We start from the raw sequence: 12,351 nt of genomic DNA on the forward strand, positions 1-12,351 counted from the left end.
CGTAAGGTCACCAGCACCTGAAGCTGGCGTGTCTACCAATTTCACCATCTGGGCAGTATCGGCAACGCTTGTGCGTCGTCGATGGCGCGCACTATACGGAGCGTCTTTTTAACTGTAAACCCCTCTCAGCAAAAAATATGATTTTTTTTACCAGCGGTATTCAAAACGGCTTTCAAGTGACGCTGCAGCCCTTGATAAGGAGCTTATAGAGTCGGAAATTTCCCGTTTCATGGCGCCTATGCCAAACTAACCCGCATATAGACAAGGTGAAAACTCTCTAATGGCCGATTGGCAGTCCCTCGATCCCGAGGCCGCTCGTGAAGCGGAAAAATATGAAAACCCTATTCCTAGCCGCGAACTGATCCTGGCGCACCTCGCCGATCGGGGTTCGCCGGCTGCCCGCGAGCAACTGGTCGAAGAGTTTGGTCTGACCACAGAAGACCAGGTCGAAGCCCTGCGCCGCCGTCTGCGCGCCATGGAGCGCGACGCTCAACTGATCTACACCCGCCGTGGCACTTACGCGCCGGTCGACAAACTCGACCTGATTCTCGGCCGCATCAGCGGTCACCGTGACGGTTTCGGCTTCCTCGTCCCTGACGATGGCAGCGACGACCTGTTCATGAGCCCCGCGCAAATGCGTCTGGTATTCGACGGTGACCGTGCGTTGGCGCGTGTTTCCGGTCTCGACCGTCGCGGTCGCCGCGAAGGCGTGATCGTCGAAGTGGTCTCCCGGGCTCACGAAACCATCGTCGGCCGCTACTTTGAAGAAGGCGGCATCGGCTTCGTTGTCGCAGACAACCCGAAGATTCAGCAGGAAGTGCTGGTTACGCCGGGCCGCAACGCCAACGCGCAGATCGGTCAGTTCGTAGAGGTGAAAATCACTCACTGGCCGACGCCGCGCTTCCAGCCGCAAGGCGATGTGGTTGAAGTGGTCGGCAACTACATGGCGCCGGGCATGGAAATCGATGTGGCCCTGCGCACTTACGATATTCCGCACGTCTGGCCTGAAGCGGTGCTGAAAGAAGCCGCCAAGCTCAAACCGGAAGTCGAAGAAAAAGACAAAGAGAAGCGCGTCGACCTGCGCCATCTGCCGTTCGTCACCATTGACGGCGAAGATGCCCGTGACTTCGACGATGCGGTTTATTGCGAAGCCAAACCGGGCAAGTTGCGCCTGTTCTCCGGCGGCTGGAAGTTGTACGTGGCGATTGCCGACGTTTCCAGCTACGTGAAGATCGGTTCGGCGCTGGACAACGAAGCGCAAGTGCGCGGCAACTCGGTGTATTTCCCCGAGCGCGTCGTGCCGATGCTGCCTGAGCAGCTATCCAACGGCCTGTGCTCGCTGAACCCGCACGTTGATCGTCTGGCCATGGTTTGCGAGATGACCATCTCCAAGTCCGGCGAAATGACTGACTACTGCTTCTATGAAGCGGTGATCCATTCCCACGCTCGTCTGACTTACAATAAAGTCAGCGCGATGCTGGAAACACCGAAAATCACCGAGGCGCGTCAGCTTCGCGGTGAGTACAACGACGTTCTGCCGCACCTCAAGCAGCTTTATGCGCTGTACAAGGTGCTGCTGGCCGCTCGTCACGTTCGCGGCGCGATCGATTTCGAAACGCAGGAAACCCGGATCATCTTCGGTACCGAGCGCAAGATTGCCGAAATCCGTCCGACCACCCGTAACGATGCGCACAAGCTGATCGAGGAATGCATGCTGGCGGCCAACGTGGCCACCGCCGAATTCCTCAAGAAACACGAAATACCTGCGTTGTACCGCGTCCACGACGGCCCGCCACCGGAGCGTCTGGAAAAACTGCGCGCCTTCCTTGGCGAACTCGGCCTGTCCCTGCACAAAGGCAAGGACGGCCCGTCGCCGAAGGACTACCAGGCACTGCTGGCGAGCATCAAGGACCGTCCGGATTTCCACCTGATCCAGACCGTCATGCTGCGCTCGCTCAGTCAAGCGGTGTACAGCGCTGACAATCAGGGTCACTTCGGCCTGAATTACGAAGCCTATACCCACTTCACTTCGCCGATCCGTCGTTATCCGGACCTGCTGACGCACCGCGCGATCCGCAGCGTGATCCATTCGAAACAGGACACCCCGCACGTTCGTCGTGCCGGGGCGATGACCATTCCGAAGGCGCGTATCTATCCGTACGACGAAGCGGCACTGGAGCAGCTCGGCGAGCAGTGCTCGATGAGCGAACGCCGTGCCGACGAAGCGACCCGCGACGTGGTGAACTGGCTCAAGTGCGAGTTCATGAAGGACCGCGTAGGCGAATCGTTCCCGGGCGTGATCACTGCGGTGACTGGTTTTGGTCTGTTCGTCGAACTGACCGACATCTACGTCGAAGGCCTGGTGCACGTCACCGCGCTGCCGGGCGATTACTACCATTTCGACCCTGTGCATCACCGCCTCGCGGGCGAGCGCACCGGTCGCAGCTTCCGTCTGGGCGATACCGTCGAAGTGCGCGTCATGCGCGTTGACCTCGACGAGCGCAAGATCGACTTCGAGATGGCCGAAAAAACCATCAGCGCGCCGATCGGTCGGAAAAAGCGTGGTGCTGAAACGGCTGCGCCAGCCGCCAAGGAAAAAGCCGAAGCGGCGCCAGCGAAAACCGCTGGTCGCCGTCCGGCCAAGGAAAAGGCTGCCGAAGCCTATCGCCCAAGCGACGCTGTGGCGAAAAACGCCGAGCTGCGCAAAAGCCGTGAAATGAAGAAAGCGCTGCTTTCCGACGCAAAAAACGGTGGTAAAGCGGCGTCCGGGGGAAAGACCGGACGGTCGGCGCCTGAAAAGGCCTCCGGCGGCAAGCCAGCCAAACCGAGCAAACACCGTAAAGGCCCGCCAAAAGCGGGTTCGGCTCCAGCCAAAAGTGGCGGGGCACGTAAACCGAAGGCGAAGTCATGAGTCAGTTGGAAAAAATCTACGGCGTTCACGCGGTAGAAGCGTTGCTGCGTCACCACCCGAAACGCGTCAAGCAGATCTGGCTGGCTGAAAGCCGCAACGATCCGCGCGTGCAGACCCTGGTTGAGCTGGCCAACGAAAATCGTGTCCAGGTCGGTCAGGCCGAACGCCGCGAAATGGACGCCTGGGTTGAAGGTGTGCATCAAGGTGTGGTCGCAGAAGTGAGCCCAAGCCAGGTCTGGGGCGAAGCGATGCTCGACGAGCTGCTCGATCGCACCGAAGGCGCGCCACTGTTGCTGGTGCTCGACGGCGTGACCGATCCGCACAACCTCGGTGCCTGCCTGCGTTCGGCCGATGCGGCTGGTGCGCTGGCGGTGATCGTGCCGAAAGACAAGTCGGCGACCTTGACCCCGGTCGTGCGTAAAGTCGCTTGCGGTGCGGCAGAAGTGATTCCGTTGGTTGCGGTGACTAACCTCGCCCGCACCCTGGAAAAACTTCAGCAGCGCGGTCTGTGGATTGTCGGCACGGCAGGCGAAGCTGAAGTCAGCATCTACGATCAGGATCTGACTGGCCCGACCATTCTGATCATGGGCGCCGAAGGCAAAGGCATGCGTCGCCTGACCCGCGAGCACTGCGACTATCTGGTGAAGCTGCCGATGGCCGGTAGCGTCAGCAGTCTCAACGTCTCGGTAGCGACCGGCGTGTGCCTGTTCGAAGCCCAGCGTCAGCGCGGTGCGAAAGCCAAGGCTGCTGCGAAGAAGTCCTGAGTCGTACACGATTCAAATGTGGGAGCGAGCCTGCTCGCGAAAACGGAGTGTCAGTCGACGTAAATGTTGCCTGACAGACTGCATTCGCGAGCAGGCTCGCTCCCACAGTGTTTTTGGTGTGGCATGAATGGGGGGTTGTTCAAATAATCACCAATTGCCTTGCACCTCTTCTATCCCTTCTCTACAATTGCGCCCCTTGCTGTGACGGCAGGCACGCATGTGCCCCGCGCCAGCAAGTCCATAAGTGTCATTCACTCCTTGTCTGACCGTTTTTGAGCGGCAGGCTACAACCCGTAAGGAGCATTCATGCGTCATTACGAAATCATCTTTTTGGTCCACCCGGATCAAAGCGAGCAAGTCGGCGGCATGGTTGAGCGTTACACCAAGCTGATCGAAGAAGACGGCGGCAAAATCCACCGTCTGGAAGATTGGGGCCGTCGTCAACTGGCCTACGCAATCAACAATGTTCACAAGGCTCACTACGTGATGCTGAACGTTGAGTGCACTGGCAAGGCCCTGGCCGAGCTGGAAGACAACTTCCGCTACAACGATGCAGTGATCCGTAACCTGGTCATCCGTCGCGACGAAGCCGTTACCGGCCAGTCCGAGATGCTCAAGGCTGAAGAAAACCGCAGTGAGCGCCGTGAGCGTCGCGACCGTCCTGAGCACGAAGGCGCCGAAGGCACCGATAGTGATGACAGCGACAACAGCGATAACGCTGACGAGTAATCCACGGACCTTATTAAGGAGCCTATCAAATGGCACGTTTCTTCCGTCGTCGTAAATTCTGCCGCTTCACCGCTGAAGACGTGAAAGAGATCGATTACAAAGATCTCAACACTCTGAAAGCCTACGTATCCGAGACCGGCAAAATCGTTCCAAGCCGCATCACCGGTACCAAAGCTCGTTATCAGCGTCAGCTGGCCACCGCTATCAAGCGCGCCCGCTTCCTGGCCCTGCTGGCCTACACCGACAGCCACGGCCGCTGAGACCGGGCAGTCGACAAGTAGCAAAGGATTGAATGCATGCGTGCCTTAGCTGAGTTCATCATGCGAGGCCGTATGCAGGCCACTCTCGTGGTGGCCGGATGTGCAACATTGCCGTTGTTGTATTGGTTGGGCGCTGCCGCCGGGAGCCTTGTGCTGCTGCGGCGCGGACTGACGGACGCCCTGGGTGTTCTGTCTCTGGGGCTGCTGCCGGCATTGATCTGGTGGCTGTATGCCGATGACCCACGGGCACTTCTGGTGCTGCTGGGGTCTTCGGGACTTGCGTTGGTTTTGCGCGCAAGTGAGTCCTGGGTTCGCACGCTGCTGGTCAGCGTAGTGATTGGAGTGGTGTTTTCAGTGGTGCTCGGGGCTGCGTTTGCGGCCCAGATCGAGATGCTCGCGCAGGCCTTGATAAAGGTCATGCCGGCGCTTCTCGGTGAGACTTACAAGCAATTGTCGGTCGATGAGCAAGCGCGTTTCGCGTCCCTGATCGCACCAGTCCTGACCGGACTGATTGCGGCGTTGTTGCAAATCGTCAGCGTGCTGAGCCTGATTGTCGGGCGGCATTGGCAGGCGTTGTTGTACAACCCGGGTGGTTTTGGTCGCGAGTTTCGCGCCATCCGGATCCCGCTGGGGCCGGCGATGTTACTGCTGGCGTTGATGCTTCTGGGCCCGAATCTCGGTGCACAGATGGCCATGTTGACGCCGTTGTGCAGTGTACCGCTGGTGTTCGCCGGACTTGCCCTGATTCACGGGCTGGTCGGGCAGAAGCGACTGGCCGGTTTCTGGCTGGTGGGGTTGTACGTCACGCTGCTGTTGTTCATGCAGCTGATCTATCCGTTGCTCGTGGTCCTGGCCATTGTCGACAGCCTGATTGATTTTCGCGGTCGTCACGTGTCGAAAGACACCGATAACGCGAACGGTGAAGGTTAAAAGTTAAGAGGATTTCCACATGCAACTGATCCTTCTGGAAAAAATCGCCAACCTGGGCAACCTGGGCGACAAAGTAAACGTTAAGGCCGGTTACGGCCGTAACTACCTGCTGCCTTTCGGCAAAGCTACCGCTGCGACCGCTGCCAACCTGGCTGCGTTCGAAGAGCGTCGTGCTGAGCTGGAAAAAGCTGCCGCAGACCGTAAAGCATCGGCTGAAAGCCGTGCTGCCCAACTGGCCGAGCTGGAAGTGACCATCACTGCCACCGCTGGCGACGAAGGCAAGCTGTTCGGTTCGATCGGTACTCACGACATCGCTGACGCACTGACCGCCTCCGGCGTTGAAGTTGCGAAAAGCGAAGTTCGTCTGCCGAACGGCACCATCCGCAACGTAGGTGAATTCGACGTGGCTGTGCACCTGCACGCCGAAGTTGAAGCCACCGTACGCGTTGTCGTGGTAGCAGCTTAAGTAACACCTGATCGGCTGGCGGCTTGTCCGTCAGACGGTTAACATCGGGCACGATCCTGTTTACAGGTCGTGCCCTTTGTCTTTCTGAACTCCCTGTTTTTCCAAACTACTCAAGTGGCCATGAACGATATCTCCGCTCCCGAGCAATACGATCTGCAAACCGCTGCCCTGAAGGTGCCGCCGCATTCCATCGAGGCCGAACAGGCTGTACTCGGTGGTCTGATGCTGGACAACAACGCCTGGGAACGCGTGCTCGATCAAGTCTCCGACGGCGATTTCTATCGACATGACCACCGTCTGATCTTCCGTGCGATCGCCAAACTGGCCGATCAGAACTCCCCGATCGACGTCGTGACCCTTGCCGAGCAATTGGACAAGGAAGGTCAGACCTCGCAAGTCGGTGGCCTCGGTTACCTCGGCGAGTTGGCGAAAAACACGCCGTCCGTCGCCAACATCAAGGCCTATGCGCAGATCGTCCGCCAGCGTGCGACGTTGCGCCAACTGATCGGCATCAGCACCGAGATTGCCGACAGCGCTTTCAACCCGGAAGGCCGCACCGCCGAGGAAATTCTCGACGAAGCCGAGCGGCAGATCTTCGCGATTGCCGAGGCCCGTCCGAAAACCGGCGGCCCGGTGGGCGTAAATGACTTGCTGACCAAGGCCATCGACCGCATCGACACCTTGTTCAACACCGACAATGCCATCACCGGCCTGTCCACCGGTTACACCGACCTCGACGAAAAAACCAGCGGCCTGCAACCGGCTGACTTGATCATCGTCGCCGGTCGTCCGTCGATGGGTAAAACCACCTTCGCGATGAACCTGGTGGAGAACGCCGTACTGCGCAGCGATAAAGCGGTACTGGTGTATTCCCTCGAAATGCCAGGCGAATCGCTGGTCATGCGTATGCTCTCCTCGCTGGGCCGCATCGACCAGACCAAGGTGCGTTCCGGCCAACTGGAAGACGATGACTGGCCGCGCCTGACCTCGGCGGTCAACCTGCTCAATGACCGCAAGCTGTTCATTGACGATACCGCCGGTATCAGCCCGTCGGAGATGCGTGCGCGTACCCGGCGTCTGGCGCGTGAACACGGTGACATCGGCCTGATCATGATCGACTACCTGCAACTGATGCAGATTCCGGGATCCGGCGGCGACAACCGAACCAACGAGATTTCTGAAATCTCGCGGTCCTTGAAAGCCCTGGCCAAGGAATTCAATTGCCCGGTGGTGGCGCTGTCCCAGCTCAACCGTTCCCTTGAGCAGCGGCCGAACAAACGTCCGATCAACTCCGACTTGCGGGAATCCGGAGCGATCGAGCAGGACGCCGACGTGATCATGTTCGTCTACCGCGACGAGGTGTATCACCCGGAAACCGAGCACAAGGGCATCGCCGAAATCATCATCGGCAAGCAGCGTAACGGCCCGATCGGTTTTATCCGCCTGGCGTTCATCGGCAAATACACCCGCTTCGAAAACCTCGCGCCGGGCAGCTACAACTTCGACGACGACGAGTAACGACTGGCCGAATCCAATCGACCAGTCGCTCTGCGCATTGCCGAAAGGTTTATTGCGCCGGAATCGAAACCTCAGCCGCAGGTGTCTCCCTGGATGCTCGCGGTTGCAGTTCCTGACGTGTCAGCGTCCGAATCAATGCCGCCTCGGCAATCGCCAGTTGTGCGGTCACATCATCAGTTTGAGCCGAGTATTGCGCCGCTGTCAGCAGACGCTGCGCTGACTGGCTGTCCAGCACCGCTTGCTGATCCTGAAACGGTTGGCGAGCGGCATCAAATTGCACCTGATATTTGTGGGTGATGAAGTCTTGCCAGAAATCCATCGACACCAACGCCTGAAACTCTTCGGGTGAACCTTTCAGCGCAATGACTTTTTGGTAGGCCGCATCAAGCATGGCCGGTGTCACCCCGGCCATGCCGATAAAGGTCAGTGACTCAGGCTGAAATGGTAATTGCAGCCGATCCCTGAGACCAAAGCGGTAAGCCATCGTCATTTCATGGGGATCGCGTATTCGCAGGCGATGGATATTCTGTTGCTCTACGGAGGTTGCCGGATCGTTGATGATCGTCCTGCTGGAAGCGATTTCTGCGGCCGCGATGTCGTCGACGTGCCGGAGTCGAAACAGGCCTTTGGATAAGTCCACCAATTGCGTGCCGTCCAGATCCTGCCGGGCCTGCACTCGGGCCTTGTGGGTCAAGACCAGAATTTGCAGGTCGGTAAAAGTGGCTGCCGCAAGGTCGGTACAGCCAGCTTCGCATGCGCGATCAAACAGCTCTCGGCGCAGGGCTCTGGATTGCGGATTGTTTTCGCTGATGACCTCGATCACTTCCCAGGCCTGACGGCGAAAGTCAGAGTGGCCAGCGCGGCTGGCGAGGATGCTGAAGAAGCCGTCCGAACCTTCCTGCTCGCGCAGCGTACGCCATAAAGCTGTTCTGACAGTGGCCTGATCTGCGGACGACTCAACGGTCCAGATGGGGGCTGGCTCGGCGTCCGTCGTCGCCATGGGCTGACGCGCTACGGCGACTGATGTAGTAATCAGATTGTGTCTTCGATTGAGCGCTGTCCCAGCTGATCTCAGTCGTTCGTGATAAGCGAATAACTGCAGGGGGGTGGCGTTGGACAATGGATTGTTGGTCACCAGGGTGCCGCTGTTTACTTGTACGGAGTGCGCAAGACGATCTGGCGCAGGTGCAGCGACAAAGTCAGGAATCGTGGTTATCCGATTGTTGCTCAAGTCGATATCACTGAGCATCGGTTGATCAAACAGGCCGGTTGGCCATTGGCTGAGGCCCGTGCCCGCCAGACTGACGGTACGCATATCGGTAATCTGGCTGAAGTCCGGTATCACGCCGAGTTGGGGGTTGTTGTTTAAATACAGGGCTCTCAGCGTCGTGCGTCCTGCCAGGATCGGGGCGGTTTCGGCGGTCAGTTCGAGTTGGTTGCGCTGTAGAAACAGGCGTGTCATGCCATGCATTTCGCCCACGGCCGGGGGCAAATCGCGGAGCCGGTTGTTCGACATGTCCAGCCAGCGTAAATGGCGAAACCGGGTCAGGAAACCCTCCGGCGAAGTCGTCAGGTTCATGTTTTTCAGTACCAGCGAACCGACATGACTGAAGTCCATGCTCAGATCCGGCAAGGTCGGCAGTGTCAGTCCGCTGAGGTCAAGCTCCAGGCCGATCGGCGTGCCGTCGACGGCATGCTTCTGCTCCGTTTCGCGGCGCCAGCAACTGATGATTCGATTGCGTGCCTCAATCCGGTCATTTCGCGCCTGCGCATTGATTTGTAGTTGGTTGACTCGAATGTAGCCTTGTCGAGTACCTGCCCCGGAATATACCCAGGCGTCGAGCTGACCTTTCAGCACGTCGAACTCTTGCTCCAGAGCGAGAAGCCGGGCTGCAACCGTCGCCTTGTCATGGTTCCAGATAAATTCCCTGCACTCTTTTATGCGCTTGGTCGGGTACAGACGTCGATAACGCTGCGCTCTGGAATTTTCGCTATCAAATGCAGCGGGATCGGCAGGCTCCATCAGCTCGGGGTGAGTTTCTTTCAGACGCTGCCAGTAGCTGTCGAATGTTCTCCAGTAGGCGGGAGGGAACGCGTTGTTCTCGAGGCGCGTAACGTTGTTGATTCGGGCAACGACCGAGAGCGTTTCCGGTTCCGGGTTGAGGTTTTTATGGGGGACCTCGCTCAAACGATTGTCGCTCAGGTCCAGGCTGGTCAGACCGGCTTTGTCCAGCAACCCGGCGGGCCACTGACTGATGCCGGTGTTTTTCAGGTTCAATACCTGCAACCCGGACATGCCACTGAAATCGGGCACTGTGCGGAGCTGGTTGTTGGACAGATTGATCTGTTTCAACTGGTGCAACCCGCCCAGTGCCAAAGCGCTTTGCTCATCCAGTTTGATCAGGTTTGAACTCAGGTCCAGATGACTGAGTTTGTCCATCTCGGCGATTCCCCGGGGCAATTTATCAATGCCGGATTGGACGATGGACAGGCTTTCAAGGTTGGGGCATCTGGACAGAAACGTGTCGGCCGTGTCTGACCAGACAATCGAGTCGAGCGTCAGTGATTTCAGGTGACTGAACTCCACGGTCAGAACCGGAAGGGGGCCATACAACGGAGGCAGTTTCAACACATCATCCGAATCCCGAAGCCAGCAGCCCCTGATGATTCTGGCAACGCGCTCGGCCTCCATTCTTTGCGGCCCGACGACACTGGAGGAGCCCGGTTGGCTATCGGCTATGTAGGTGGCCAGTTGCGTTTCGAGCAAATCGAAATCCGCTATGCGCCGGGCTATTTCGGCTTCTGCGCCGTCGCCCAGCCCAATCAGATACTCCCGGGCGCCCCGTGGGTCCATGTGAGGGTACATGCGCCGCACCATCGCAACTTCGGCAATGTCGCCATCGACCCGGAAGGCGCCGGTTCTTGAATCGGCGTGCAGCGCCGGATATTCGGCCACCACGCGCCGCCAATACACCTCAAGCGTGCGCCAATAACCGGCAGGAAACGGGTTGCCTTCAATCAATGTGGCGGCGTTGATGCGAGCGACAGCCAGCAACTCAGTGCTTTGCGGGTTGAGACAGGCCTGCGGAATCTCGCGCAGTTGATTGTTGCGCAGATCGACGATTTCCAGCGCCGTTTGATCGTGTAAGCCGACAGGCCAATGATCCAGTTGTGTATCGCGCAGATTCAGTCTCTTGAGTTCGCTCATGCCGCTGAAGTCCGGCGTTTTGCCGAGCGGGTTGCCCGACAGGTCAATGCTTTGCAGTTGCGTGAGGGCGCTCAGATGGGCAGCGGTCTGCTCGTTGAGTCGAATGCGGTTCGAGTTCAGGTCCAGCGTATGCAGGCCGGGCATCTGAGCAACGCTTGTCGGCAGCTTCTCCAGGGTTGAGCGGGTCACCGTCAGACGTTCAATGGCGGCGAAGTTACCGAGGAATGTGTCGGCGGTGTCGGTCCAGTTGACGGCACTCAGTTCCAGTGTGCGCACATGGCTGAAGTCGGTCGTCAACGGTGCAATGAGGGCGTCACCGAGTTCAAGCTTCAGCGTCGTGCCGGTCTGGCGTTTCCAGCAGCGTTTGATCTCTTCGACGGCGCGTTCCACTGCCGGATTTGCGCTTTCAGTCGGCGTATCGGAGGAGGTCTTTTTGACCCACGAAGCGAGATCGGCCTTGAGCGTTTTGTACTCGTTTTCGCGGCGGGTCAAATAGGCTCTGACGTCATTGCCCTGAGCGCGCAGAAGTGTCGAGATTTCCTCGTTGTTGTAGGAGGGAAACAGTTTTCGCGCACGAGACTCCGGAGTGCGCAGCTGATTGAACGCCGCGAGCAATCGCTCCAGCAGACCTGTCTGGGCAGGCACACCGGAATCACTGCGTAACATTCCGCCCACACCGCCCGTCGTGGTGCCCCTCCAGCCTTGCTGAGCATCGAAGACGATCGGTTCGGAGCGGCCCGGGCGTGTTGCGACATAAATATTGTCGCTATCGTGAGCTACCGGATCCTCTGGACAAACGATGCGCATGATCTCCGCCAGCGGAGTGGACGCCTCGATATCGTGCAGTACCTGAAAGCTGTGGTTGTCGATTATCGCGTACAGTTTGCCGTCGAAGCGCTTAAGGCCGTCGCTGTCGCGTGCAAGGGTGCCGAGATCCAGCCCGGTTCGAAAAGCCTCCAGGCGGGTGGTCGACAGTTCGAAAGTGACGGGCTCAACGTATTCCAATGCATGCCACCGGCCGCTTTCGGGGTCGCGCAGCATCAGCGGTCCGGACGGTTTCGATTCATTCGCGAGTCTGGCGCGCAACAGACCGGTGTCTGGATCCTTGCCGACCTGAACGATACCGCCGTCGGCCATTTCGGCGTATAGGCGCCCCTTGTGTACGCGCAAACCCGCCGCGTCGGCGTCTTGCAAACCAGGCGCCGCGGCGAGTCGGTAATGCTCCAGTGGCTGAGGGCGCGCAGGTGCGATGGCCGGCGCTGGCGTGGTCGGGTGAACCGTGACGATAGGGGCCGGCTCGATCACATCCAGCTCGGCCGTGTTCGTTGTCCTGCCCGGCCGCAGCGGATTGCCGAGCGAGGGCGCAGGCCCTGTGCCTGCATGCAATGGCGTGTCAGGTCGTGGGCTGTGCAGCTCTGGCGAGGTGTCGGAGCGAACAGGGGTGTGACCGGTTGTGGTGCCTTTGGAAGGCGGTTTTACGGGCATGTTTTTCTATCCTTGAAAAATCTGTCCGTCAATTTCCGCAAGCAGAAACTGAAGGCGTGTTCGGCGTCATTGCCTGATTG

At 58.8% G+C, this 12,351-nt stretch carries 8 protein-coding genes; 7 read left to right on the forward strand and 1 reads right to left on the reverse strand.

Annotated elements, in window-relative coordinates:
- The first annotated feature begins 280 nt into the window (after window positions 1–280).
- The 7 genes from rnr to dnaB all read left to right on the forward strand — a co-directional run bounded on the left by rnr (window position 281) and on the right by dnaB (window position 7,578).
- Window positions 281–2,911: a ribonuclease R gene (gene rnr, locus ACWR1S_RS25630; RefSeq protein ID WP_454565437.1), complete on the forward strand. Its 2,631-nt coding sequence runs from the start codon at window positions 281–283 to the stop codon at window positions 2,909–2,911.
- Window positions 2,908–3,675: a 23S rRNA (guanosine(2251)-2'-O)-methyltransferase RlmB gene (rlmB, locus tag ACWR1S_RS25635; protein ID WP_016983783.1), complete on the forward strand. Its 768-nt coding sequence runs from the start codon at window positions 2,908–2,910 to the stop codon at window positions 3,673–3,675. Before rnr ends, rlmB begins: the two co-directional genes overlap by 4 nt.
- Before the next feature lie 306 nt (window positions 3,676–3,981).
- Window positions 3,982–4,404, forward strand: coding sequence for a 30S ribosomal protein S6 (rpsF, locus tag ACWR1S_RS25640; protein ID WP_016771938.1), 423 nt, complete (start codon window positions 3,982–3,984; stop codon window positions 4,402–4,404).
- Window positions 4,405–4,433: 29 nt separating this feature from the next.
- The gene (gene rpsR, locus ACWR1S_RS25645; RefSeq protein WP_002551829.1) at window positions 4,434–4,664 is read left to right on the forward strand and encodes a 30S ribosomal protein S18; all 231 of its coding nucleotides are present in this window, start codon (window positions 4,434–4,436) and stop codon (window positions 4,662–4,664) included.
- A gap of 36 nt (window positions 4,665–4,700) precedes the next feature.
- On the forward strand, window positions 4,701–5,594 hold the full coding sequence (locus ACWR1S_RS25650) for a hypothetical protein (RefSeq protein WP_016983782.1): 894 nt from the start codon (window positions 4,701–4,703) through the stop codon (window positions 5,592–5,594).
- 19 nt (window positions 5,595–5,613) lie between these two features.
- Complete coding sequence (gene rplI, locus ACWR1S_RS25655) at window positions 5,614–6,060, forward strand: 50S ribosomal protein L9 (RefSeq protein ID WP_003186385.1); 447 nt, start codon at window positions 5,614–5,616, stop codon at window positions 6,058–6,060.
- 120 nt (window positions 6,061–6,180) lie between these two features.
- Window positions 6,181–7,578 carry a replicative DNA helicase gene (gene dnaB, locus ACWR1S_RS25660; RefSeq protein WP_053116810.1) on the forward strand — a complete coding sequence of 466 codons (1,398 nt, stop codon included), beginning with the start codon at window positions 6,181–6,183 and terminating at the stop codon, window positions 7,576–7,578.
- 49 nt (window positions 7,579–7,627) lie between these two features.
- Here the strand turns inward: dnaB and ACWR1S_RS25665 are convergent, their stop codons facing one another.
- Window positions 7,628–12,271: an NEL-type E3 ubiquitin ligase domain-containing protein gene (locus ACWR1S_RS25665; protein ID WP_454565438.1), complete on the reverse strand. Its 4,644-nt coding sequence runs from the start codon at window positions 12,269–12,271 to the stop codon at window positions 7,628–7,630.
- Window positions 12,272–12,351 lie beyond the last annotated feature (80 nt).

The organism is Pseudomonas sp. AIG (genome assembly GCF_977020205.1).